At 63.0% G+C, this 24,126-nt stretch carries 19 protein-coding genes and 1 tRNA gene; 10 read left to right on the top strand and 10 right to left on the bottom strand.

Annotated features, from left to right (window positions below; genetic code table 11):
* Positions 1-72 precede the first annotated feature (72 nt).
* The 3 genes from NKH02_RS27915 to NKH02_RS27925 all read left to right on the top strand — a co-directional run bounded on the left by NKH02_RS27915 (position 73) and on the right by NKH02_RS27925 (position 2,474).
* Positions 73-543: an RDD family protein gene (locus NKH02_RS27915; protein ID WP_352882927.1), complete on the top strand. Its 471-nt coding sequence runs from the start codon at positions 73-75 to the stop codon at positions 541-543.
* A gap of 140 nt (positions 544-683) precedes the next feature.
* Positions 684-1,448 carry an arginyltransferase gene (locus NKH02_RS27920; RefSeq protein ID WP_352872835.1) on the top strand — a complete coding sequence of 255 codons (765 nt, stop codon included), beginning with the start codon at positions 684-686 and terminating at the stop codon, positions 1,446-1,448.
* A 129-nt stretch (positions 1,449-1,577) separates the two neighbouring features.
* Positions 1,578-2,474, top strand: coding sequence for a DMT family transporter (locus NKH02_RS27925; protein ID WP_352872834.1), 897 nt, complete (start codon positions 1,578-1,580; stop codon positions 2,472-2,474).
* 15 nt (positions 2,475-2,489) lie between these two features.
* On the opposite strand, the gene NKH02_RS27930 is transcribed toward NKH02_RS27925, so the two are convergent.
* Together NKH02_RS27930 and parC are read right to left on the bottom strand one after the other, a co-directional pair.
* Positions 2,490-3,707, bottom strand: a complete 1,218-nt coding sequence (locus tag NKH02_RS27930) for an AI-2E family transporter (RefSeq protein WP_352872833.1) — start codon at positions 3,705-3,707, stop codon at positions 2,490-2,492.
* Between the two features lie 334 nt (positions 3,708-4,041).
* The gene (gene parC / locus NKH02_RS27935) at positions 4,042-6,294 is read right to left on the bottom strand and encodes a DNA topoisomerase IV subunit A (protein WP_352872832.1); all 2,253 of its coding nucleotides are present in this window, start codon (positions 6,292-6,294) and stop codon (positions 4,042-4,044) included.
* Between the two features lie 327 nt (positions 6,295-6,621).
* Between parC and NKH02_RS27940 the strand changes: the two genes are divergently transcribed.
* Entirely contained in the window at positions 6,622-7,812 is a 1,191-nt protein-coding gene (locus NKH02_RS27940; RefSeq protein ID WP_352882928.1) for an aq_1923 C-terminal domain, read from the top strand.
* Between the two features lie 113 nt (positions 7,813-7,925).
* Here NKH02_RS27940 and aspS read toward each other — a convergent pair whose 3' ends face one another.
* Positions 7,926-9,803 carry an aspartate--tRNA ligase gene (gene aspS, locus NKH02_RS27945; RefSeq protein WP_352882936.1) on the bottom strand — a complete coding sequence of 626 codons (1,878 nt, stop codon included), beginning with the start codon at positions 9,801-9,803 and terminating at the stop codon, positions 7,926-7,928.
* 198 nt (positions 9,804-10,001) lie between these two features.
* On the opposite strand from aspS, the gene NKH02_RS27950 reads away from it, so the two are divergent.
* Together NKH02_RS27950 and rnd are read left to right on the top strand one after the other, a co-directional pair.
* On the top strand, positions 10,002-11,246 hold the full coding sequence (locus NKH02_RS27950) for an MFS transporter (protein WP_352872830.1): 1,245 nt from the start codon (positions 10,002-10,004) through the stop codon (positions 11,244-11,246).
* 75 nt (positions 11,247-11,321) lie between these two features.
* Positions 11,322-12,473, top strand: a complete 1,152-nt coding sequence (rnd, locus tag NKH02_RS27955) for a ribonuclease D (RefSeq protein ID WP_352872829.1) — start codon at positions 11,322-11,324, stop codon at positions 12,471-12,473.
* Between the two features lie 62 nt (positions 12,474-12,535).
* Here rnd and NKH02_RS27960 read toward each other — a convergent pair whose 3' ends face one another.
* The 3 genes from NKH02_RS27960 to guaB are packed head-to-tail and all read right to left on the bottom strand — an operon-like array spanning position 12,536 to position 15,069.
* Entirely contained in the window at positions 12,536-12,955 is a 420-nt protein-coding gene (locus NKH02_RS27960) for an MAPEG family protein (RefSeq protein WP_352882929.1), read from the bottom strand.
* Between the two features lie 37 nt (positions 12,956-12,992).
* Entirely contained in the window at positions 12,993-13,616 is a 624-nt protein-coding gene (locus tag NKH02_RS27965; RefSeq protein WP_352882930.1) for a hypothetical protein, read from the bottom strand.
* On the bottom strand, positions 13,567-15,069 hold the full coding sequence (gene guaB / locus NKH02_RS27970) for an IMP dehydrogenase (protein ID WP_352874037.1): 1,503 nt from the start codon (positions 15,067-15,069) through the stop codon (positions 13,567-13,569). Before guaB ends, NKH02_RS27965 begins: the two co-directional genes overlap by 50 nt.
* Before the next feature lie 287 nt (positions 15,070-15,356).
* Here guaB and NKH02_RS27975 point away from each other — a divergent pair, with 287 nt between their 5' ends.
* Positions 15,357-16,778 carry an MFS transporter gene (locus NKH02_RS27975; protein WP_352882931.1) on the top strand — a complete coding sequence of 474 codons (1,422 nt, stop codon included), beginning with the start codon at positions 15,357-15,359 and terminating at the stop codon, positions 16,776-16,778.
* 6 nt (positions 16,779-16,784) lie between these two features.
* Here NKH02_RS27975 and NKH02_RS27980 read toward each other — a convergent pair whose 3' ends face one another.
* Together NKH02_RS27980 and NKH02_RS27985 are read right to left on the bottom strand one after the other, a co-directional pair.
* Positions 16,785-17,531: an RlmE family RNA methyltransferase gene (locus NKH02_RS27980; RefSeq protein ID WP_352874033.1), complete on the bottom strand. Its 747-nt coding sequence runs from the start codon at positions 17,529-17,531 to the stop codon at positions 16,785-16,787.
* Between the two features lie 170 nt (positions 17,532-17,701).
* On the bottom strand, positions 17,702-19,141 hold the full coding sequence (locus NKH02_RS27985; protein WP_502913866.1) for a Ppx/GppA phosphatase family protein: 1,440 nt from the start codon (positions 19,139-19,141) through the stop codon (positions 17,702-17,704).
* A gap of 301 nt (positions 19,142-19,442) precedes the next feature.
* On the opposite strand from NKH02_RS27985, the gene NKH02_RS27990 reads away from it, so the two are divergent.
* Both NKH02_RS27990 and NKH02_RS27995 read left to right on the top strand, forming a co-directional pair.
* The gene (locus NKH02_RS27990; protein ID WP_352882934.1) at positions 19,443-20,375 is read left to right on the top strand and encodes a lysylphosphatidylglycerol synthase domain-containing protein; all 933 of its coding nucleotides are present in this window, start codon (positions 19,443-19,445) and stop codon (positions 20,373-20,375) included.
* Between the two features lie 172 nt (positions 20,376-20,547).
* Positions 20,548-20,621 (top strand) — tRNA-Gln (locus NKH02_RS27995).
* A 413-nt stretch (positions 20,622-21,034) separates the two neighbouring features.
* On the opposite strand, the gene NKH02_RS28000 is transcribed toward NKH02_RS27995, so the two are convergent.
* Together NKH02_RS28000 and NKH02_RS28005 are read right to left on the bottom strand one after the other, a co-directional pair.
* Complete coding sequence (locus tag NKH02_RS28000) at positions 21,035-21,238, bottom strand: hypothetical protein (protein ID WP_352882935.1); 204 nt, start codon at positions 21,236-21,238, stop codon at positions 21,035-21,037.
* Between the two features lie 634 nt (positions 21,239-21,872).
* Positions 21,873-22,559 carry a D-lyxose/D-mannose family sugar isomerase gene (locus tag NKH02_RS28005; protein WP_352869546.1) on the bottom strand — a complete coding sequence of 229 codons (687 nt, stop codon included), beginning with the start codon at positions 22,557-22,559 and terminating at the stop codon, positions 21,873-21,875.
* A 272-nt stretch (positions 22,560-22,831) separates the two neighbouring features.
* Between NKH02_RS28005 and NKH02_RS28010 the strand changes: the two genes are divergently transcribed.
* A complete protein-coding gene (locus NKH02_RS28010) occupies positions 22,832-23,890 on the top strand; it encodes a D-TA family PLP-dependent enzyme (RefSeq protein ID WP_352882937.1) in 1,059 nt (352 codons plus the stop codon).
* Positions 23,891-24,126: the final 236 nt, after the last annotated feature.

Genomic DNA, 24,126 nt, shown 5'->3' on the forward strand with positions numbered 1-24,126 from the left:
GCTACAAGTCTTCACCATTTCATTGGTGAGCGGCCCGCACCCTATGCCTGGCCCCTATTACGAGGAAATGACATGAACGCGCGCGTTCTCGACGGCGAAATCATCACCAGCAGGCTCGACGATGTCAGGGCCTATGACGGCGTGCGCACGAAGCGTATCCTGGCCTTCGTGATCGACTATATCATTGTCGCGCTGCTTACCATTCCGTTTGCCATACTGGTGTTCTTCCTCGGGCTTTTGACGCTCGGCCTTGGCTGGATGCTGTTCGGCATCCTGGTGCCGGCCGTTGCCATCCTCTACATCTGGAATACGCTGGGCAGCGCCGACCAGGCCACCACGGGCATGAAGTTGATGGGCATCCGGCTCGACCGGCTCGACGGCAGGCCGATCGACGGTCTCACCGCGGTCGTCCATTCGGTGCTGTTCTGGGCCGGCAACGTCATCCTGTCGCCGCTGGTGCTGCTAGTGACGCTGTTTTCCGACCGCAAGCGCACCTTGCACGACCTTTTGCTTGGTACCGTCGTCAGCCGCACCGACCGCTGAAACGGCCCTCTGAAGAGCAGTCGCAATCGATTAAGCGCAAATGTGAAGGCGTCGAGTCGACCACGCCCTCACAATCCTGTTGAATTTTTCGCCGTCCGCGCCAAAGGTAGAGCGATTCGAAGGAGTGTTTCCAAGGCTCGATGACGCAGCATCCGACCCAGTCGCCGCAGTTCTTCCTGACCGCGCCATCGCCGTGCCCCTATCTCGACGGCCAGTTCGAGCGCAAGGTGTTCACGCATCTGGTCGGCGACAAGGCCGCGGAGATGAACGACCTGTTGACGCAAGGCGGCTTCCGGCGCTCGCAGAACATCGCCTACAGGCCAGCATGCGAGACCTGCCGCGCCTGTGTCTCGGTACGCATCCTCGCCCAGGAATTCGTCGCCAGCCGCAACATGAAACGCGTGCTGCAGCACAATTCCGACCTCGTCGGCCACATGCACAATGCCGAGCCCTCGACCGAACAATATTCCCTGTTCCGCAGCTACCTCGATGCCCGCCACCGCCGTGGCGGCATGTCCGACATGACGGTGCTCGACTATGCCATGATGGTCGAGGACACCCATGTCGACACCAAGGTGATCGAGTATCGGCGGCGCGGGCCCGACACGTTCATCACCGGCAAGGGACAGGGCGAGCTGATCGCGGTGGCGCTCACCGACAAGATGGCCGACGGCCTGTCGATGGTCTATTCCTACTTCAATCCCGATTTCGAGGAGCGGTCGCTCGGCACGTTCATGATCCTCGACCACATCGCCCGCGCCAGGGCGATGGGCCTGCCCCATGTCTACCTCGGCTACTGGGTCAACGGCTCGCGCAAGATGAATTATAAGATGCGCTTCATGCCGCAGGAGCATCTCGGCCCGAAAGGCTGGGAGCGCTACACCAACGAAGCGGTTTTACGCTAGTTACTCTTTCCCAAGTCCGGGCCTAAACATTTCAACCGAGATGATGCTGGGTCTTTCCGCTGCTTGGCGGAGAGTGTGCAATTGCGCCGATCCGCCATCCGCTCACGAATTCATTGCGAAAGCCGCCGCATGTCGTCTCATGATGCTCACACCAAAGGACTTCTGCTCACCGCGCTTGGCGGGCTGACGCTGACCGTGGACATCCCGCTGATCCGGCTCGCCCACGGCGAGGCGTGGACGATCTTGCTGCTGCGCACCGCCTGCACCTTGGCCGCCGCACTGATCGTGTGGACCATCTGGCGCTCGTTCAGCAAAAATGCGCCACAGCTCATTCCGGGCTGGTCGGGCCTGATCGTTTCCGCGATCTACGGGCTCGGCGCGATCGCCTTCATCACCGGCGTCTACAACACCTCGACCGCCAACCTGGTTTTCATCCTGGCCTTCACCACCATGTTCGCCGCGCTGCTGTCGTGGGTGTTCCTGAAAGAACGGCCGCGGCCACTGACCCTTGCGGCATTGGCAACGATGATAGTCGGCGTCGCCATCATCGTCGGCGATTCCGTCGGCACCGGATATCTGTTCGGCGACCTGATGGCATTGTGTTCGGCCTTCCTGATCGCTTGCGCCATCACCATCTCGCGTGCCAGCGGCAAGGACATGGGCTTTACCGCGCTGATCGGCGTCATCCTGCCTTTCGGGCTGGCGGCGTTCATGGTCTCCAAGACCGGCTTTCAGGTGGAGGCGCCATGGTGGATCATCCTCAACGGCGCCGTCATCATGCCGATCTCGTTCTTCTGCCTCGCCAACGGGCCTAAATACATTTCGGGACCTGAAGTGGCGATGTTCTACCTGCTCGAAACGGTGCTGGCGCCGGTCTGGGTGTGGATGATCTTCGACGAAACACCGACCCGCAACAGCCTGATCGGCGGCGGGATCCTGATCGTCACGTTGATCGCGCATTCGTTCTGGCAACTGAACGAGGGCCGCAGGCGTCGTAGTGACCTTGCGGTGCATCATCCGGTGTAGCGCAACCTTTCGGGATCAGCCGCTGGCCTTCTTCTTGGCCAGGTCGGGTTCCGGCAGGGCCTCGATTTGCGGGCCAGCTTCGATTTCGGCCGGCGAACCAAGCGCGATTTCGTCGGCCAGTTCCACCTCGCGCAGCCATTCGCGCCAGATTGCGACCAACAGGGCCATCAGCACGGGGCCGATGAACAGGCCGAGGAACCCCATGGTCTTGACGCCGCCGATCAGGCCGAAGAACGTCGGCAGGAAGGGCAGTTTTATCGGCCCGCCGACCAGCTTCGGACGCAGTGTCTTGTCGACGATGAACAGTTCGACCGCGCCCCATAGAAACAGCGCCAGCCCGGCCATCGGCGATCCGCTGGCGGCGAGATAGATCGAGACCAGCGTGAAGGACAGTGGCGCACCGCCGGGGATCAGCGCCATGACGCCGGTCAGGGCGCCGAGCGTTACCGGCGACGGCACGCCTGCCAGCCAATAGGCAATACCCAGCACCAGCCCCTCGCCGATGGCGATGACGGTCATGCCGGTCACGGTCGACGATATCGTCGCCGGCACGACGCGCGAGATCCGCTCCCATCTGGTCGGCAAGATGCGTTCGCCGAGGCGGTCGACCTGGCCGGCAAAGTGCTCGCCGTCGCGATAGGCGAAGAACAGCGCGATCATCATGAACAGCAGCGTCAGGAGCAGGCCGAAGGCACTGCCGCCAGCCGCCAGCACGCCGCGGTAGATGCTGCCGATGTTGGCGCCGCTGACCAGCTGGATCAGCTCACCAATGCCGCCGGGATGGCCAAAATTGGTCGTCCATTGCTCGTTCAGCCACTCGCCCACGACAGGCATGGTGGCGATCCAGTGCGGCGTCACCGCGCCATGCCGGTTGGTCTCGATCGCCCAGGCGACCCACTCGCGGACCTCGTTGATCGCATAGGTGCCGGCGAAGGCGATCGGAATCACCAGGAAGGCGAGGATGAAGAGGATGGCAAAGGTCGCGGCGATGGTGCGGTTGCCGCCGACCGCGACAAGCAGACGGCGGTAGAGCGGCCAGCTGGCGAAAGCGATGACGAGCGCCGCCAGCACCGGAAACAGGAAGCCGTGGAAGAAATAGACACCGGCGGCGACGATCAGCACCAGCAGCCAGCGCGCCGCTGACAGCGGCGGAATGACGGCGGCCCGCAGCGGCGTCGACAGGCCGAACAGGCGCTGCTGCCGTTCCGGTTTCTGGATTTTTGCTTCCTTCAAACGCCTGCCTCTCCCAAACACCCTTCCCGCTTATGCACTGACATAGTGCAGCAATCGTGACGATAGTCCAAATGGTTGGGATCTCCCCCCTTGAGGGGGTGAGCAGCCGGTTCGCCGAAGGCGAATTCATCGTGCCGGTGGCACGATGAAAGGCCCGCGAACGCCGGGACGCTGCAAAGCAGCGGGGACCCGGCAGGGCTCTGTCAGTTGGCGATCCAGCCGGCCCTCGGCTATGGCCTCGGGCGTTCGAGCCCTTTGAAAGGTCCACTGGACCTTTCAATTTGCCTTCGGCAAACCGGACTCTCACCCCCCTCGAGGGGGGAGATCAGCAGCGTCATCCAAACTTCCCAGTCCTCGGAAACCCCTTCGGCACCATGCGGCCGGCCGAGGCGCGGGCGCCGATCCATTCGGCCAGTTCCTCACGCGACCGGGTGAAGGTGCGGTCGGCTGAATCCTGCCAGGTGAGACCGCTCTCCAGCGTGAACGGCTTAAGGTCGAGAAGGCCGCCGTCCTTGTATTTCTGCAGGCGTACGCCCTTGCCGCGGCCCATCTCCGGAATTTCGGAGAGCGCGAACACCAGCATCTTGCGATTCTCGCCGACGATGGCGAGGTGATCGCCCGTAACTGGAATGCAGCGCTTGGCCTCGTCTGGCGACTTGACGTTCATCACCTGCTTGCCCTTGCGGGTGTTGGCGACGACTTCCTCCTCGGGCACGATGAAGCCGTTGGCGTCATGCGAGGCCAACAGCAGCTTGCGCTTCGGATCGTGAACGAAGGCGGTGACGATGTCCTGATCATTGTCCATGTCGACGATGATGCGGATCGGCTCGCCATGGCCGCGCCCACCTGGCAGCCGGTCGGCGCCGATGGTGTAGAACTTGCCGCCGGTGGTGAAGACCAGCACCTTGTCGGTGGTCTGGGCATGGAAGGCGAGCTTGAGGCTGTCGCCCTCCTTGAAGGTCAGCGTCGAGAGATCGGCCAGATGCCCCTTCATCGCCCGCAGCCAGCCCTTTTCCGAGACGACCACGGTGACCGGTTCGCGCTCGATCATGGCATGGGCAATGTCGGTCAGATCGTGCTCGGGCGCGTCGGCGAACTGGGTGCGGCGTTTGCCGAGTTCGGTCTCCGGACCGAACTTGTCGCGGATGTTGGTGACTTCCCACTTGATCGTCGCCCACTGCTTCTCGTTCGAAGCAAGCAGCGCCTCGATCTGCTTCTTCTCGGCGCTCAGGCCGTCGAATTCCTTGCGGATCTCGAATTCTTCCAGCTTGCGCAGAGCGCGCAGCCGCATGTTGAGGATGGCTTCGGCCTGCGTGTCGGTGAGCGACCAACGGGCCATCATGACCTGCTTTGGCTCATCCTCCTCGCGGATGATCCTGATCACCTCGTCGATGTTGAGGTAGGCGATCAGGTAGCCGGCAAGGATCTCCAGCCGTCTTTCGATCTCGCCAAGCCGATGTTTCGAGCGGCGGACCAAAACCTCGCGGCGGTGCTCGAGCCACTCCTGCAGCACGCCCTTCAGCGACAGCACGTTGGGCACCTTGCCGCGCGACAGGACGTTCATGTTGAGCGGGAAGCGGCTTTCGAGTTCGGTCAGCTTGAACAGCGATTCCATCAGGATGCCGGGATCGACCGAGCGGCTCTTCGGCACCAGCACGACACGGATGTCTTCCGCGCTCTCGTCCCTGATATCCTCGAGCAGCGGCAGCTTGCGTGCCATCAGCAGCTCGGCGATCTTCTCGATCAGCCGTGCCTTCTGCACGCCATAGGGAATTTCGGTGACGACGATGCTCCAGGTGCCCCTGCCCTGGTCCTCCTGGATCCATTTCGAGCGGACGCGAAAGCCGCCGCGACCGGTTTCATAGGCTTCGAGGATCGAGGCGCGGCTGTCGACGATGATGCCACCGGTCGGGAAATCCGGGCCCTGGACGAAATCCATCAGCTTCGCCACCGGCGCGTCGCGATGCTCGATCAGGTGAAGGGCCGCGTCGCAGAGCTCGGCCGCGTTGTGGGGCGGGATCGAGGTCGCCATCCCGACCGCGATGCCGGACGAGCCATTGGCCAGCAGGTTCGGGAATGCGCCGGGCAAAACCACCGGCTCCTCGTCTTCTTCATTATAGGTCGGCCGAAAGTCGACGGCGTCCTCGGTGATGCCGGACAACAGTTCGGTCGCCACATCGGTCATGCGCGCTTCGGTGTAGCGCATGGCGGCGGCGTTATCGCCGTCGATGTTGCCGAAATTGCCTTGCCCGTCGACCAGGGGATAGCGCATCGAAAAATCCTGCGCCAGCCGCACCAGCGCGTCATAGATCGACTGGTCGCCATGCGGGTGGAACTTGCCCATCACCTCGCCGACGATGCGGGCGCATTTGGCAAAGCCCTGGTCCGGATTGAGGCGCAGCAGGCGCATGGCGTGCATGATGCGGCGATGGACCGGCTTCAGTCCGTCGCGCACGTCGGGCAGCGCCCGGTGCATGATGGTCGACAGCGCATAGGCAAGATAGCGCTCTTCCAGCGCCTTCTTCAGATCGACCGGCTCGATATGATCGCCACCGCCATTTTCAGGCGGCAAAAGCCTTTTTCCCATGGGCTGGGACTAGCCGAGCGGGTGATTCGCGGCAAGAGGCAGACGGCTATGCCGGACCTTCTGCAACATGAAACCGTACGCCAAGGGATGTCGACCAACATCAGCCTGTTACATGCGGGTTCTAAGGCCAAGCGCGATGATATCCGGCAGCCGGCTCTTCATGACAAATTCACCGGTTTGCGCAAAGACGGTGGGATCGGGTTTGCCTTTCGCCGGGATTTTCGACCAATGTGCCGGGATACGCCTTTTTCCGGTCCAGTTCGTCACGGAATGGTGATGGCGCAAAGAATTGAAAAAGAATTTCAGAACACTCTCAGGGACCTTGCGATGACAATCAAACGCTCAACTCTCCAGAAATTTGCCTTTTCGACCTTTTTGCTCACGCTGCCGCTGAACGCCGCCCTTGCACAGGACGCGGCAGTCGCCGACCGGCTGAAGGCAGCCCTTGCCGCCCAGGGTGTCGACATTTCCTGGACCGGGGTGACCGGTGACAACGCCAGCATGGTGCTGCAGGGCGTTGCCATCAAGCCGGCGGCGGAAAAGGAAGCCCTCACCATCGGCGACGTCAAACTCGAAGGCATCACCGAGGCCAATGGCGGCTATGACATCGCCACCGTGTCGACGGCCGCCTTCGAACACAGCAAGGACGGCGTCACCCTCGATCTCAGCCCGTTCGTCATCCACGACATGACCGTTCCGGCCGACGGCGCGACCAGCCCCTTGGGCTCGCTGATGATGTACAAGTCCGCCGAACTCTCGAACATGACCGTCAAGGTCGCCGACAAGACCGCCTTCTCGATGGACGGGCTCGCCATCGAGATCACTCCGCCGGCGGACGGCAAGGCGATGGAATTCAGCGCCACCACGGAAAAGTTCAACGCCGACCTGACGCTGGTCGACGATCCCAAGTCCAAGGAAGTCATCAACGCGCTCGGCTATCAGAACATCGCGGGCAATCTCGAAATGGCCGGTACCTGGCAGCCCTCGGACGGCAAGATGGAACTGTCGAAATACGACATCTCGGTCGAGAATGCCGGCACGTTCGGCATGACCTTCGATCTCGGCGGCTACACTATGGACTTCATCAAGTCGCTGCAGGAAATGCAGAAGAAGATGGCGGCACAGCCGGAAGGCGCCGACAATTCGGCGCAGGGCATGGCGATGCTCGGCCTGTTGCAGCAGCTTTCGTTCAACAGCGCCTCGATCCGCTTCGACGACGATTCGCTGACCAACAAGGTGCTGGACTATGTCGGCAAGCAGCAAGGCATGTCCGGCAAGGACATCGCCAACCAGGCCAAGGCGATCGTGCCGTTCGGCATGGCGCAGCTCAACAACCCGGAGCTGACGGCACAGGTGACGGCCGCGGTCAGCAAGTATCTCGACGATCCGAAGAGCCTCGAGATCTCGGCCGAGCCGCCGGCATCGGTGCCGTTCGCGCTTATCATGGCGGGCGCCATGTCCAACCCGCTCGACCTGCCGAAGACGCTCGGCGTCACCGTCAAGGCCAACGAAGACTGATCGAAGCGATCTCAATATGCGAAAAGCCCGGCAGCGATGCCGGGCTTTTTATTGGGATTAGCGAATCGAAAGAACCGGTTCGGGCGGTTCTTTAAAGCATCGCCCGAGCGCGATCAGGCGTCCTTCTTGGGCACAGCAACGCGCAGCGCCAGATCGCGAAGCTGCTGCGGGCTCGCTTCCGACGGCGCACTCATCAACAGGTCGTAGGCCTGCTGGTTCATCGGGAACATGGTGATCTCGCGCAGGTTCTTCGCCCCGACCAGCAGCATGACGACGCGGTCGACGCCGGCAGCCATGCCGCCATGCGGCGGCGCGCCATACTGGAAGGCGCGGTAGAGGCCGCCAAAGCGCTCCTCGACCGTGGCGCGGTCGAGCCCGACCGTCTCGAACGCCTTGACCATGGTTTCGGGCAGATGGTTGCGGATGCCGCCGCTCGCGATTTCGAAGCCGTTGCAGACCATGTCGTACTGGAACGCCTTGATGCCAAGCAGATCCTCGCCATTCAGCGCGTCGATGCCGCCTTGCGGCATCGAGAACGGGTTGTGGGCGAAGTCGATCTTCTTCTCTTCCTCGTTCCACTCGAAGAACGGGAAGTCGACGATCCAGCACAGTTCGAAACGCTCGCGGTCGACAAGGTTCAACTCCTCGCCGGCACGGGTGCGCGCGGCACCCGCGAAAGATACGAACTTCTTCGGATCGCCGGCGACGAAGAAAGCGGCGTCGCCATCGGCAAGGCCTAGCTGAAGGCGGATCGCCTCGGTGCGCTCCTCGCCGATGTTCTTGGCGAGCGGGCCGGCGCCTACAATATGGCCGGTTGTAGCGATCATACTCTCAGCTTCTTCCTTGGTGAAAGGACCTGGACCGAACGCAGGATCGCCAGGGTTGGCCACGTGAACCGCCGACTCCTTGCGCCAGAAAATGTAGCCCAGCCCCGGCTGGCCCTCGCCCTGCGCCCAGGAGTTCATGCGATCGCAGAAGGCGCGCGAACCGCCGGTCTTGGCGGGAATCGCCCAAATCTCGGCCTTCGGATCGTTGGCCAGGATGTTGGCGAACACCTTGAAGCCGGAATCGCGAAAATGGTCGGAGACGGCTTGCATCTCGATCGGGTTACGCAGGTCCGGCTTGTCGGAACCGTATTTGCGCATGGCGACATCATAGGGGATGCGCTGGAACTTCTGCGTCACCGGCTTGCCGTTGGCGAAGGTCTCGAACACCCCACGCATGACCGGTTCCATGGTCGACAGCACGTCGTCCTGCTCGACGAAGCTCATTTCAAGGTCGAGCTGGTAGAATTCGCCCGGCAAACGGTCGGCGCGCGGGTCCTCGTCGCGGAAACATGGGGCGATCTGGAAATAGCGATCGAAGCCCGACACCATGATCAGCTGCTTGTACTGCTGCGGCGCCTGCGGCAGCGCGTAGAAAGTGCCGGGATGAATGCGCGACGGCACCAGGAAGTCGCGCGCGCCTTCCGGCGACGAGGCGGTCAGGATCGGCGTCGAGAATTCGGTGAAGCCGACCTCGCCCATGCGCTTGCGCATCTCGGCGATGATTTTCGTCCGCGCGATGATGTTCTTGTGCAGCGTCTCGCGACGCAGGTCGAGGAAGCGGTATTTCAGCCGGATATCCTCGGGATAGTCAGGCTCGCCGAACACCGGCAGCGGCAATTCCTTGGCCGCCGACAGCACTTCGATCTCGCGGGCGAAAATCTCGATCTCACCGGTCGGCAGGTTGGCGTTCGCCGTCTCGGCCAGGCGCGCCTTGACCTCGCCGTCGACGCGGACGACCCACTCGCCACGCACCGTCTCGGCAACCTTGAAGGCCGGCGAATCCGGATCGGCGACGATCTGGGTCAGGCCATAATTGTCGCGCAGGTCGATGAAGAGCAGGCCGCCATGATCGCGCACGCGATGCACCCAGCCCGACAGGCGAACGGTCGAGCCGACGTCGCTCTTCCTCAACTGGGCACAGGTATGGCTGCGGTAACGGTGCATTGTCATTGGTAAGGTCCGGGGTGCTGGGTTGCGGGCCGAAGCATTACAGCCCGGCCGGAAAATTTGCGCGAAAAGCGCATGAGAGGCCGGATTTGTCAAGGCAAGCGGGCTGGCGGCAGAGGTCTTGCCGGGAATTGCCGCTGGCATTGGGCAAGGCGATGGTTCAAGAAGGGATCACCGACACGTGATTGCCTCTTCATGTCCTCCATCCGCCCGATGATCCCGCTCCTTCTAGCCGCCGGCATTCTGCTTGGCGGCAATGGGCTGCAGAGCACGCTGATCGCGCTGCGCGGCGCGCAGGAAGGTTTTTCCGCCTCCGGCATCGGGCTGATGGGCACGTTCTATTTCGCCGGCTTCCTGCTCGGTTGCCTGGCCATCACCCGCATCATGAAGGCCGTTGGCCATATCAGGGCATTTTCGGCGCTGGCTGCGATCGCCTCTGTCGGCACCCTTTTGCTGGTGCTGGTTCTCAATCCGGTGATGTGGTGCGCGGTGCGCTTTGCCGGCGGTTTCTGTTTCGCCGGGCTGTTCACGATCGTCGAAAGCTGGCTGAATTCCGGCGTCGGCAATCATGACCGCGCGCGCGTGCTGGCGATCTACCGGATGGTCGATATTGGTTCGGTGACCGGCGCCCAGTTCCTGATCCCGATCTTCGGCGCCGGCGGTTTCGCCATCTTCGCCATCATGTCGATGATGATCACGTTCTCAGTTGTGCCGGTCTCGCTCGGCGACCGCTCCAATCCGACGCCGCCCGAGGACGTCAAGCTCGACCTGGCGCGCGTCTGGCGGATTTCGCCGTTGGGCTGCTTCGGCTGCATCGCCGTCGGCGTCACCAACAGCGCCTTTCGCACGTTGTCGCCGGTCTATGCCGAGCAGATCGGCATGTCGGTCGCCGATGTCGTCACCTTCGTCAGCGTCGGCATTTTCGGCGGCGCCATCATCCAGTATCCGCTGGGTTACCTCTCCGACCGCTGGGACCGGCGCAGGGTGCTGTTGATGACGACCTGCTGCGCGATGCTTTCGGCATTGGCGCTGGTGTTCATCGCCGGCAGCAATCCGGCGCTCAACTTCGTCCTCGTCTTCATCTTCGGCTGTTTCGCCATGCCGCTCTATTCGCTGTCGGCGGCGCACTCCAACGACCGCGCCGATACCGGCGAGTTCGTATTGATCAACGCGGCCTTGATGCTGTTCTATTCCTTCGGCGCCATTGGCGGCCCGTTCGCCGCCTCGACGGCGATGCAGTATTTCGGACCGGGCGCCCTGTTTGTATTCAGCGCGGTGGTCTATGCGATCTTCATCGCCGTCATCCTCTACCGGATGCAGGCCCGGTCCGGCGTGCCGGCAGGCAGGCGCCGCCGTTTCACCGCGCTGTTGCGCACCTCGACGGTTTTCTCACGGCTAGCCAGAAGAAACACCGATTCCGACGAGCCGGCTGGCTCGTGAAGATGGCGCCAAAGCTTGACGAAAGCCCCGCCGGCTGAAATCTAGGAAGACCTTACTCCTGCCAAAAGCGATTTGATGCACGTCATCACCACCCAGAAAGAACTCGAGACCGTTCTCGCCGCTTTCGAAAAGTCGGCGTTCGTCACCGTCGACACCGAATTCATCCGGGAAACGACCTTCTGGCCGATCCTGTGCCTGATCCAGATGGCCGCGCCCGGCGTGACGGCGCTGATCGACCCGCTGTCGCCCGATATCGACCTGAAGCCCTTCTTCAAGCTGATGGCCAACGAGGCGGTGGTCAAGGTCTTCCACGCCGCGCGGCAGGACATCGAAATCATCGTCCATCTCGGCGACCTGGTTCCGCACCCGGTGTTCGACACGCAAGTCGCGGCGATGGTCTGCGGCTTCGGCGACAGTGTTTCCTACGACCAGCTGGTGCAGCGGATCACCGGTGCGCGGCTCGACAAGTCGTCGCGCTTCACAGACTGGCGCCACAGGCCGCTTTCCGACAAGCAGCTCGACTACGCGCTGGCCGACGTCACCCATCTGATCGAGGTCTATCAGCACCTCAGCGCCGAGCTGGAGCGGGAAAACCGCGCCCATTGGCTCAACGAGGAAATGGATGTCCTGACCTCGCGCGAGACCTATGATCCGCATCCCGAGGACGCCTGGAAGCGGCTGAAGATGCGGCTGCGCAAACCGCAGGAACTGGCGATCGTGCAGGCCGTGGCCGCGTGGCGCGAGCGCGAGGCGCGCGAACGCGACGTACCGCGCGGCCGCGTGCTCAAGGACGATGCGATCTACGAGGTGGCGCAGCAGGCGCCGCGCGACACGGCAGGCCTTGGCAAGCTGCGCACCACGCCGAAGGGTTGGGAACGCTCCTCGACGGCCACCGCGCTGCTTGGCGCGGTCAATACCGCCCTTGCCTTGCCGAAGGAGCAGATGCCGAAACTGCCGAAGAATTTTCAGCCGCCGGAGGGCTCGAACGCTGCTGCGGAACTGCTGAAGGTGCTGCTGCGGATCGTCGCCGAAAAGGAAGGTGTCGCCTCGAAAGTGCTGGCCTCCAGCGACGACATCGATCGCATCGCGGCCGAAGGCGAGGACGCCGACGTACCGGCCCTGCAGGGCTGGCGGCGCGCGGTGTTCGGCGAGGCAGCGCTCAAGCTGGTGCGCGGCGAGATCGGCATCAAGTTCGACAATCGCAAGATTGCACTGTTTGATCTTTAGGCGAGCGGACTTCCCTTCTCCCCTTGTGGGCCCCTTGTGGGAGAAGGGAGAACTGCCCCGGCTCAAACAACTCCGAGCAGGTGCAGCGCGAACCAGATCCATCCCAGCAAAAGAATCACCGCGCCGAAGAAGAAGGAACGGCTGCGCAGCTGCAGATTGTTGCTGGTCAGGTGAATCCAGGCATGGAAATAGCGCGACGCAACAAAAATCCACATGAGCGCCAGGGTCAGGTAGTTGACGCCGTTGGTCAGGTGCAGCGTCAGGCACAGCACATAAAACAGCACCGGCAGCTCGAACTGGTTGATGAGATTGGCGGCAACGGTAGTGCTGGAGGTCGGCTCGGTCGAGCGCGCCTTGTACTGGCCGGCTCTGGCCTCACCTGATTTGACCGCACCGTATCGCCGCCGACCCAGGACGGCGTAGACGATGTAGATCAGCAGCACATGCGCCAGAACAGGCCAGAAGATCGTGGTCTGGTTCACGAATTGCCCCCTGCCCGGTTGGACTTTCCGCGCGACATCAAGCCTGGTGTCTCTGGCCTCTCAGCCAGAAGGCGGCAATGACGAACACCGGAATGGCGAAAAGCGCGAATTTGGTGACGATCAGCGCCGAGGCGAAAGACAGCGAGTCCGGGTTGGCCGACAGGAAATCCGACAGAAGCCGCGCCACCGCGATGTTCTGGGCGTAGTCGGCAAGCGTGTAGGGCAGCACCAGGACCACCGCGAAGATCGACTGCAACTGCCCTGGCAGCACGCGGAAGTTCTTCAATCGCCGGCCCGTGGCCAGGATCAGGCTGACCAGCGTCACCGACAGCAGCGCCGGGAACAGGAGATCGAAGGTCAGATAGTGCCAGACGAGAATGATCTCGCCGCCGCGCCGGCCGAGCGCCGTCAGCCAGGCCATGCCTTCGTCGGGCGTGAAGCCCAAAACGCGCATGTCGAGTGACGACAAGCCGCCACTCAACTGGCGGAAGTAGAAGAATTCCATCGCAGTCATGGCGATGAATACCGCCGCCGACAGGAAACAGAGCGCGGCCGCGTGTCGCGACAGCCGCAGGATCGTCGCGGTGAGGTTCCGCCCGATCCCGTACTGGTCAGGCTCCGCCGGGATAGTTCGGGCTTTCGCGGGTGATCGTGACGTCATGGGCGTGGCTTTCACGAAGTCCGGCATTGGATATGCGCACAAAAGTGGCGCGTTCACGGAAATCGGCAAGGTCGCGGCCACCAACATAACCCATAGCGGCTTTCAAGCCGCCCGCAAGCTGGTGCAGCACGCCAGACACAGGTCCTTTGTAGGGAACCTGCCCTTCGATGCCTTCGGGGACCAGCTTCAGCGTGTCTCGCACCTCGGCCTGGAAATAGCGATCGGCGGAACCGCGGGCCATGGCGCCGACCGAGCCCATGCCGCGATACGCCTTGAAGGAGCGGCCCTGGTGCAGATAGACCTCGCCCGGGCTTTCGTCGGTTCCGGCCAGCAGCGAGCCGATCATGGCGGCGCTTGCACCGGCGGCGAGCGCCTTGGCGAGATCACCGGAGTACTTGATGCCGCCGTCGGCGATCACCGAAACGCCGGATTTGTACGCCGTTTCGACCGCCGACATGATCGCCGAAAGCTGCGGCACGCCGACGCCGGCAACGATGCGGGTGGTGCAGATGGAACCCGGACCGATGCCGACCTTGACGGCGTCGGCTCCGGCATCGATCAGCGCCTGCGTGCCTTCGGCGGTAGCGACGTTGCCGGCCAGGATACGAACCGAGTTGGAAAGCTTCTTGGCGCGCGTCACCGCGTCCAGCACGCGCTGCGAGTGGCCATGCGCGGTGTCGATCACCAGAAGGTCGACGCCGGCATCGATGAGGCGCTCGGCGCGCTCGAAACCGTCATCGCCGACGCTGGTGGCGGCGGCGGCGCGCAAGCGGCCCTGCACGTCCTTGGTGGCGTGCGGGTTGAGTTGCGACTTCTCGATGTCCTTGACCGTGATCAGCCCGACGCAATTGCCCTGCCTGTCGACGACGACCAGCTTTTCGATCCTGTGCTGATGGAGAAGCCGCTTGGCCTCGTCCTGGTCGACGTTCTCCTTGACCGTGATCAGGTTGTCACGGGTCATCAGTTCATGGACCTTCTGCGCCGGATCGGACGCGAAGCGCACGTCGCGATTGGTCAGGATGCCGACCAGCCGCCCGACCTTGTGTCCACCGGCACCGCCGTTCTCGACCACCGGAATGCCCGAGATCGAATAGCTGCGCATCAGGCCCAGCGCGTCGGCGAGCGTCGCGTCGGGGCCGATGGTGACGGGATTGACCACCATGCCGGATTCGAACTTCTTGACCTGGCGCACCTGCTCTGCCTGTTCGGCCGGCGAGAAATTGCGATGGATGACGCCAATGCCGCCGGCCTGGGCCATGGCGATGGCAAGCCGCGCCTCGGTGACGGTGTCCATCGCCGCCGAGAGGATCGGCACGTTGAGGTCGATGTCGCCGGCGATGCGGGTGCGGACATCGGTCTCGCCGGGCATGACCTCGGAATGACCGGGCTGCAGCAGCACGTCGTCAAAGGTCAGCGCCAATGCGCCGGTGGACGTTTCGATGATTTTTGCCATGGCCAGCCCTCGGAATACAAAAAAGCGCTGGACCGGAATGGACAGCGCCGACTCGTTTCTTCCCTTTCAGGATTGGCGCTGGCTGGTACCACGTCCCGGCGCCAATGAAAAGCCGATGATTTCACGCTCCCGGAAAGGTGATTTTTCGCCCAGGGGATGCCACCTGGGGTTGCCGGTCGCATAAAAGTGACAGCAAATTAATGCGACATCCCGGCGAAGGCCTGATAACCGTCCGCCTCAAGCCGACAAGCAAGCGGCGACGCAACATTCACCTCTGGACGCGTTCCTTGAACCGCACCATCCCGCTCATACTGGCGGTCGCCCTTTTCATGGAAAACATGGATTCGACCGTCATCGCCACATCGCTGCCGGCGATCGCAATCGACATCCACACCAGCCCGATCGCGCTCAAGCTGGCGCTGACCGCCTATCTGGTGTCGCTGGCGATCTTCATTCCGATCAGCGGCTGGATGGCCGACCGTTTCGGCGCCAAGAATGTCTTTCGTGCCGCGATCGCGGTCTTCATCGTCGGCTCGATCGCCTGCGCGCTCTCCGGTTCGCTGCCGGCTTTCGTGGTGTCGCGCTTCCTGCAAGGCATCGGCGGCGCCATGATGACACCGGTCGGGCGGCTGGTGCTGGTGCGCGCGACACCGAAGAGCGAACTCGTCGCGGCAATGTCCTGGCTGACCGTTCCGGCACTGGTCGGGCCGCTGGTCGGGCCGCCCGTCGGCGGCTTCATCACCACCTACTTCACCTGGCACTGGATTTTTCTGATCAATGTGCCGATCGGCGTGGTCGGCATCTGGCTGGCGTCGCGTTTCCTGCCGGAGACCGAACCCGCACAGACCCCGCCACTTGATTTCATCGGCTTCGTGCTGAGCGGGCTGGCGGCATCCGGCGTGGTGTTCGGCCTGTCGGTAGTCAGCTTGCCCTATCTGCCGCCAATCGTCGGTGTCATCACCGTGACGGTTGGCCTCGTGTCGGGCGCGCTCTATCTGCTGCATGCGCGCCACGCCAAAAACCCGCTGCTGGCGCTCCAACTTTTCCGCAACCAGGTGTTCCGCTCCTCGGTGCTTGGCGGCGGACTGTTTCGCATCGGCATTGGTGCCGTGCCGTTCCTGCTGCCGCTGATGTTCCAGATCGGCTTTGGGCTGACGCCGTTCCAGTCCGGCATGATCACCTTCGTGTCGGCGATCGGCGCCATCGGCATGAAATTCGTCACCGCGCTGATCTTCCGCGTCGCCGGCTTCCGCCGCGTGCTGGTCATCGGTTCACTGGTCGCCGCGGCCTCGATCGCCATCAACGGCCTGTTCACACCCGACACACCCTATCTGCTGATGCTGGCCATGCTGCTGGTCGGCGGCTTCATCCGCTCGATGTTCTTCACCGGCGTCAATGCGCTCGCCTATGCCGATGTTTCGGCTGAAGACACCAGCAAGGCGACGCCGATTGCCGCCGTCTTCCAGCAGCTTTCGATCGCGCTTGGCGTGGCGGTGGCCGGCGGCATCCTGGAGGTGTCCACCAGCCTGCGCGACCGGTCGCTGACGCTGGCGGATTTTCACACCGCGTTTTTCGTCGTCGCGGCGATCTCCGCCGCCGCGTCCCTGTCGTTCATGCGGTTGGCGCCCGACGCCGGCAACGCCGTCTCCGGCCATGGCCGGCTGACGACGCCCAAGACGCTGGAAACGGTGAGCCCGCCCGGCAATTGATGCGGCTTAAGTTTCGGGCTCGCCCTCTGGACGTTCCGATCCGCCTGACGGCGGCTCTCGCCCCTTGAAGTCCTTGGCCAACAGATAAAGCTCTACCGATTCATCGCGCGACGCCGGCGGCTTCACATGATGCACCGAGCGGAAGTTCTTCTTGAGCATGGAGAGCAACTCGTTTTCGGCGCCGCCCTGGAAGGTCTTGGCGAGGAAATGCCCGCCCGGCTTCAGAACCGACAGCGCGAAATCGGCCGCCACCTCGCACAGATGCATGGTTCGGATATGGTCGGTCCGCTTGTGGCCGGTGGTGGGTGCCGCCATGTCGGACAGCACGATATCGGGGTCGCCGCCCAGCGCCTCGGCGAGCTTTTGCGGCGCCAGCGGATCGAGGAAATCCATCAACAGCACCGGCGCGCCGGGCACGGCGTCCATCTCGAGATAATCGATGCCGATGACATGCGGCTTGTCGGCCGTCGATTTCGTCCGCGCCGCCGCGACCTGGCACCAACCGCCGGGAGCGGCACCGAGATCGATCACCTTCATGCCGGGCTTCAACAGATGGTGCTTGTCGTCGATCTCGATCAGCTTGTAGGCCGCGCGCGAGCGATAGCCGTCAGCCTTGGAGCGCTGGACATAGGGATCGTTGATGTGGCGCTGCAGCCAGCGGCGCGACGATTCCTTCAGGCCGCTCTTCTTCTTGATCCGCGTCTTCAGCACGCGAATGCTGGCGGATCCTGGTTTTTCCGGTTTCTTGATCATTGCCTGATTTCTTGTCTGAGTTTTGTCGCTCGCTGAGGTGTGGCCGTTTTTCGGCGGCTACGCGTTTCGTGAATGGCTTCCCCCACTCCGTCGCTGCTTCGCAGCGCCAAGGTGTCGAGCAAAGCTCGACGGAGTGGGGGTCGACTGTTCACCAAAGCAACGCTTCCGGATCATGCTCTGCCGCGCCCATCGTTGCGCCAGACGCCGTCATCGGCCATCAGTTCGCTCAATATGCCTTCGCGCAGGCCACGATCGGCGACGCGCAGCCGCTCCGACGGCCATACCGCGCGGATCGCTTCGAGGATAGCACAGCCGGCCAGCACTAGATCGGCACGATCGGCGCCGATACAAGGGCTGGCGCAGCGCTGCTGGAAATCCCAGCCGACCAGTCGTTCGACCATGCGGTCGACGCTGTCGCGGTCCATCCACAGCCCGTCGACACGGCGGCGATCGTAGCGTTCGAGGTCAAGGTGAACGCCGGCCAGCGTCGTCACCGTTCCGGAAGTGCCGAGCAGATGGAAATTCGGGCTGGCCTTGAGATGGCTCAGCCGGTCGCGGCCGTCGAAGCTGGCCAGCCGGCCGGCGACGTCGTCGACCATGGCGGCAAAAATCTCGCGCGTCACCGTGCGGCCACCGAAACGCTCGGCCAGCGAGACGACGCCGACCGGCAGCGACGTCCACGACACGATATGGTTGGCGAGCCTCGGCGAGCGGCGGCCGGCGAGATCGATCAGCGCAATCTCGGAGGAGCCGCCGCCAATATCGAACAGCACGACGCCTTGCGTGTCGCGCTCGACCAGCGAGCCGCAGCCGGAAACCGCCAGCCGCGCTTCGGTCTGGCGATCGATGATCTCGAGCTTCAAGCCGGCTTCGCGTTCGACGCGGTCGAGGAACTCGACGCCATTGTCGGCCGTGCGGCAAGCTTCGGTGGCGATCAGCCGGGCCTTTCGAATCTTGCGGTTGCGCAATTTGTCGCCGCAGATCTTCAGCGCCTCGACCGCGCGGTCCATCGCCGGCTGGCCGAGCCTGCCATTGGCGGTGAGCCCCTCGCCCAGCCGGACGATGCGCGAAAAGGCGTCGATGACGCGGAACTGGCCATGCCGAGTCGGCACGGCAACCAGCAGCCGGCAATTGTTGGTGCCGAGGTCGAGGGCCGCAAACACGGGAAGTTCGTGCATTGGCGCCCGGCGGGCGCCCTGTTCGAAGCGCGCCGGCACAGCCGCGGGCGAGGCCACCGATTCCACGGGTCTGTGCGCCTCCGCCGCCGGGGCACTGGTTTTGCTTGGCGCCGGCGATCGATTCTCCGTGGGACGCGCTTCGTCGCGCGCAAAAACCTTGCGCCCGCGCCTTCGCTTGCGCCGCTTCTTGGGCTTGCCTTTCTGGGGCGCGTCGCCCGCCTGCCCGTCGGCGGAGCGGGGCTCCGTCGGGCGGCGTTGCTGCCAGCTGGCGGTCCTCGGGCCAGGTGACCCCAGGGAAGTGCTGGACACGCCCACCTCCGGCGCGCCGGCGCCGGTGTCGTGGTCTTCCACTGTCGTTCCTTCCGGCGCCGCGCGAACCGATGACGGACGCAGCAGGCGCTTCAGTGTTTTAAGTTGCCGCCAGACTAACAGTGCCGCGCCCGATCACCAAGAGCCGCGTGCCGAATTTTGCCGGCTGGGTCCGCAAACCGCCGTTCCGGCCCTGTCGCGTAATGTATCCGCAAGCCCGGATTGGCAGGTGCAACACCGCTGGCGTCTCGTTCAGCCGCTTGCACGAACAAAGCTGGCCGTTTGTCGCCGCGAAAAACGTTCGCGGTTGAATAGCCGGCTTCAATGAGGCATTTCTGAAATGGGCGGAAGAATCCGGCGCAGCCGGCCTCCCCCTATCACCAGCAGAAGAGGAAGCGGATCCGCAACGCATGGCAAGCAGGCAATGAACTGGAGACGCTATTTCTGGCCGGTCATCGGCATCGCGGCGGTGATCTTCTCGCTGGCGCTGCTCTGGCACGAACTGCGTGGCATTTCGCTCGACGATGTCTGGGACGGCATATCAGCCATTCCGGCCCGCGGCTGGATACTCGCCGCACTGTGTTCGGTCATCGCCTATGCCTCGCTCGCCGGCTACGACCACATCGCGCTCCTGCATATCGGCAAGCGCGTGTCATGGCTGTTCGTCACGCTCTGCTCCTTCACCACCTATGCGCTGTCGCACAACATTGGCGGATCGGTGTTCTCCGGCGCCGTCATCCGCTACCGCGCCTACGGCACCAGGGGCCTGACCGGGCAAGATGTCGGCGTGCTGGTGGCGGTCTGCTGGATCACCTTCGTGCTGTCGACGATTCTCGCCTCCGGCCTCGTATTGGTCTTCGAGCCCGAGATACTCGACCGGTTTTCCGGCATTGCCCATCATGGCCTGACGGAGGCAGCGGGGATCGCGATGCTGCTGCTCGTGGCCGCCTACATCTTCGGGAGTTGGCTGCACCTGCGCCCGCTGAAGATCGCTGGCTTCCAACTGCACTATCCGGCGCTGCCGATCGTCGCGCGACAGCTGCTGATTGGCCCGATTGAACTCCTTGCGGCCGCCGCGATCATCTTCTTTGCCCTGCCCGAAGCCCACAATCCCGGCTATTTCGTCGTGCTGGGCGTCTTCCTCGTATCCTTCTCGATTGCGCAGATCTCGCACGCGCCGGGCGGCCTCGGCGTGTTCGAAGTCGTCTTCCTCGCCGGCCTCTCCGATATGGAACCCGTCGGCGTGCTGGCGGCGCTGCTGGCGTTCCGGCTGTTCTACCTGATCATTCCGTTGTTCCTCGGCCTGGGCATCGTGCTGTTCTTCGAGCGCTCGCAGTTCAGCCGGACAGAAAGCTGAGCACGAGATTGAACTCGGAGCCTGCGCGACGTTCGAAACGCGGCATCTGAACTGGCTGACGAAACCTGCCGTTTGAAGCGCTCAGCAGGCTTGACTATTTTCCGCTGGCAGCTACAAGGCAGCGCTCAAGCGGCTCAGCCGCTCGGCCCGCACGGTTCATGACCGCGCCTGCTGGGGAATAGGTTAACGGTAGACCCACGGACTCTGACTCCGTTAGTCCTGGTTCGAATCCAGGTTCCCCAGCCAACCGTTCGTCTAATGATATCAAGAGCTTAGGAAGATCGGTCCCGGCACAACCGTGTTGCATGGGTTTTCCCCTTGTGTCACGCGCAAACCCTTGCATTCCGGGCATGTCCCGTCCTGTACCTTGTTGTCGGTGCAACATGACTGCAACACGGAATCGCTGATTTGTTCCTGCCATGTTCACGCTAAAAAGCCCGCCACCGTGAGGCAGCGGGCGCTAGTTCGGGAGGAAATGAAACCGCGTCGCGGTCAAGGGGCGTCCCCTTTGCCCCTTGACGACGGTACGCCTCGCTTAGCTGGATAATAAGCTCGCGCCGGTTGCATCTCTGCATATTCAAGCTGCGTGACTTTTCTGCCACAAGATAAAGAAAGCCCCGCCACCAACGGCAGCGGACCAAATGCGATGGTCGCGTATGTCAGCGGTTGTGCTTCGTTACGAGGACGTAACCGCAGCGCTGGTTGACGTCGATCCGATAGCTGTCACCGTGAAGGCTCTGCATTTTCTCCATGATGATGCGAGCCAGCACTTCGACCTCTTCCACCGTTGATCTCGCCTGCGTCTCGGCATCGGTCGCTATGCGGTTGAAGACACCAAGGCTGTCACGGCTGGTCATAGCCACACCAGCACTTCCTGCGACTTCATATCTTCCGGCCACATGACGCTTTCGATTGGAGTGCGCCCCTAGGGGTGGACACTGATCAGGATTCTTTTGAACAGATTCGGAAAATCCGTAGCGGCTGTCACCGGACATTTCGGTCGCCCGATAATTGACGCCGAACGCAGCGGAATGCTTCACGCGGGTTTCGCTTCTTGGCTCGGTCGGCCTAGCGTAGGGAACGGAACATGATTTTATATTAAATTAGCAGAAATGCATAAAATAGCTTATCATTCGGACAGCCGGCACTGTCCCCCGTAAGCCGGTCAGGCTCGGCGCCAGTCCTCTACACACCCCTCGACGCCGGGCCGCCGCTCTTAAGCCGCTGGTCCGGATGAGCGCGCGAGCGTGAGCGATATGACGTTGTCCCCTAAGGTGCGGCGCTGCCCCCAGCCATCCGAACAATGTCTGGGCGCTGCACAGGCTGGTGGAATTCCTGAAACGACGCGGCGAGAGTGAAGGGCTGCCGGCGCTGCAGGCGGGCCTTGCGTTGGCCAGGGCGGACGTGCCGATCAGTTCATCCTGCCTGTGCGGGACGAGCGTACAGCCGATAGCAAGCCGCTGTCATTGAGGCGCCGGGCGGCGCCGGCGTTGCCTCTCAGCCCAGCCACTTCTCATAGTCGGACACCAGCAGGTGCACGGGGGCGACATCCTCCTCGATATTGGAAAAGCGGCCGATCGGCTCGCGAAAGACGTTGTCGGTGAGATCGTCATTGACGGTCGACACCTCGCCGATCAGCACATCCTTGCCCTCGGCCCAGAAGGCATGCCAGACGCCGGGCAAAAGCGTGACGCTCTGGCCGGGGTCGAGCTTCAGGAGCCCGCCGGCCGGCAGCCTGTGGATGGTTCCGTCGACAGGCACCGAGACCTCGGCCTTGGGATCGATGCCGCCGTCGCGATCGTGCATGAACAGTTCCAGCACCAGCTTGCCGCCACCACGGTTGATGATGTCCTCGGCCTTGATGTTGTGGCGGTGCATCGGCGACAGCTGGTCCTTGCGCGAGATCATGATCTTCTCGGCATAGAGCATGCCCATGCCCTTCTTCATGTCCTCGTAGCGACCGTTGCGAACGGTGAACAGGAACAGGCCGAGCTCCTTGAACTTTTCCTGGCCGTAATCGGTGATGTCCCAGCCGAGCCGCGAGGTAAACACGGCCGACGAGTCGACCTGACGCGCCTTCGCCTCCTCGGGCGACCAATAGGCGAAGGGCGGCATGATGTAGCCGAACGAGCGGATGAAAGCGTCGGCTTCGCGGATGATATCGTTGATGGCGGAGCGTTTCATGATCATGATCCTTCGTGTCGATTTGGCCAAAGCGTGTCGCGTCTGGGACGCGACGCGCTTTAGGGTTGTTAGCGCGCATGTCGTGATCCCAAAACCGCTGCACGCTTTTGGGCGACATGCATTGGCAAATCGCATAGCCGAACGCCGATGCGGTGTCGATCCTGCCAGACCTTCCGCCTCGAGCACATGGACCACAGATCGGTTCCGCTGGCCGCGTGACATCACGCTCGTTCGAGGCCATAACCCTGCGGATTTTCACAGGATGACAGATGATGCCGACCATCCATGATCTCGACACGCCATCGATCCTGATCGACGCCGCGCGCGCCGAAGCCAATATTGCCCGCGCGCAGGCCCATGCCGACAAGAACAGGCTGAAGCTCAGGCCGCATATCAAAACGCACAAATTGCCCTACTGGGCGAAGAAGCAGGTCGCGGCCGGCGCCGTCGGCATCACTTGCCAGAAGATCGGCGAAGCCGAGGTAATGGCCGATGCCGGGCTGACCGATATTTTCCTGCCCTACAACATTCTCGGGCGCGCCAAACTGGAGCGGCTTCTGGCGCTGCATGGCCGCGTCACCCTGTCGGTGACAGCGGACAGTATGGAGACGCTGGAAGGGCTGGCGGCGACCTTCACCGATGCCGGTCATCGTTTGCAGGTGCTGGTCGAATGCGACACCGGCATGGGCCGCTGCGGCGTGCAAACGGCGGATGAAGCGGTTGCGCTGGCAAGACGGATCGACAGAGCCGGCGGCCTCGCCTTCGGTGGGCTGATGACCTACCCCGCCGCCGGCCGCGCCGCGGAGGCCGAAGCCTGGCTTGCCGACGCCAAGCAGACGCTTGCCGCGTCGGGTCTGGCCTGCGAACGCATCTCCAGCGGCGGCACGCCGGACATCTGGCGCTCCAGCGACGCATCGGTCGTCACGGAGTATCGCCCCGGCACCTACATCTATCTCGACCGCTACCAGGTCGCCAAAGGCGTTGGCAGCCTCGACGATTGCGCGCTGACGGTGCTGTCGACGGTGGTCAGCCATCCCACGGCAACGCGCGCCATCCTCGATGCCGGCAGCAAGGCGCTGTCCAGCGATACGCTGGGGCTCGCCGATTTCGGCGAACTGCTGGGCATTTCCGGAGCGCGGGTGACGGGCTTGAGCGAGGAGCATGGCACCGTCACGCTTTCGGACCAGGCCAGGCTGCGCATCGGCGAACGGGTGCGCGTCGTGCCCGACCATTGCTGCGTCGTCACCAATTTGTTCAACGAGGTCAATCTGATCGACGGCGACGAGGTGCTGGAAACGCTGCCGGTGGCGGCGCGCGGAAGGATGGGGTGAACTAGGAATCGCCTTCCCTTCTCCCCTTGTGGGAGAAGGTGGATCGGCGCGCAGCGCCGAGACGGATGAGGGGTGTTCCAGCGGAGTGAGACGTTGGCGTTCCCTGGAACACCCCTCGTCCGTCGCCTTCGGCGACACCTTCTCCCACAAGGGGCTAGCGTGCGCACACATTTGCTTCGGGGTCAGTTTGGTTTGGCAAGGGCGAAGCCGTCTGCGATGGCGTGGAAGCGCCTGAG

This window comes from Mesorhizobium sp. M1396 (assembly GCF_040317725.1).
Classification (GTDB): domain Bacteria; phylum Pseudomonadota; class Alphaproteobacteria; order Rhizobiales; family Rhizobiaceae; genus Mesorhizobium.

Coding starts and splice junctions, on each gene's coding strand:
- NKH02_RS27915 (WP_352882927.1), top strand. CDS start 73: ATGAACGCGCGCGTTCTCGACGGCGAAATCATCACCAGCAGGCTCGAC.
- NKH02_RS27920 (WP_352872835.1), top strand. CDS start 684: ATGACGCAGCATCCGACCCAGTCGCCGCAGTTCTTCCTGACCGCGCCA.
- NKH02_RS27925 (WP_352872834.1), top strand. CDS start 1,578: ATGTCGTCTCATGATGCTCACACCAAAGGACTTCTGCTCACCGCGCTT.
- parC (WP_352872832.1), bottom strand. CDS start 6,294: ATGGGAAAAAGGCTTTTGCCGCCTGAAAATGGCGGTGGCGATCATATC.
- NKH02_RS27940 (WP_352882928.1), top strand. CDS start 6,622: ATGACAATCAAACGCTCAACTCTCCAGAAATTTGCCTTTTCGACCTTT.
- aspS (WP_352882936.1), bottom strand. CDS start 9,803: ATGCACCGTTACCGCAGCCATACCTGTGCCCAGTTGAGGAAGAGCGAC.
- NKH02_RS27950 (WP_352872830.1), top strand. CDS start 10,002: ATGTCCTCCATCCGCCCGATGATCCCGCTCCTTCTAGCCGCCGGCATT.
- rnd (WP_352872829.1), top strand. CDS start 11,322: ATGCACGTCATCACCACCCAGAAAGAACTCGAGACCGTTCTCGCCGCT.
- NKH02_RS27965 (WP_352882930.1), bottom strand. CDS start 13,616: ATGACGTCACGATCACCCGCGAAAGCCCGAACTATCCCGGCGGAGCCT.
- guaB (WP_352874037.1), bottom strand. CDS start 15,069: ATGGCAAAAATCATCGAAACGTCCACCGGCGCATTGGCGCTGACCTTT.
- NKH02_RS27980 (WP_352874033.1), bottom strand. CDS start 17,531: ATGATCAAGAAACCGGAAAAACCAGGATCCGCCAGCATTCGCGTGCTG.
- NKH02_RS27990 (WP_352882934.1), top strand. CDS start 19,443: ATGAACTGGAGACGCTATTTCTGGCCGGTCATCGGCATCGCGGCGGTG.
- NKH02_RS28005 (WP_352869546.1), bottom strand. CDS start 22,559: ATGAAACGCTCCGCCATCAACGATATCATCCGCGAAGCCGACGCTTTC.
- NKH02_RS28010 (WP_352882937.1), top strand. CDS start 22,832: ATGCCGACCATCCATGATCTCGACACGCCATCGATCCTGATCGACGCC.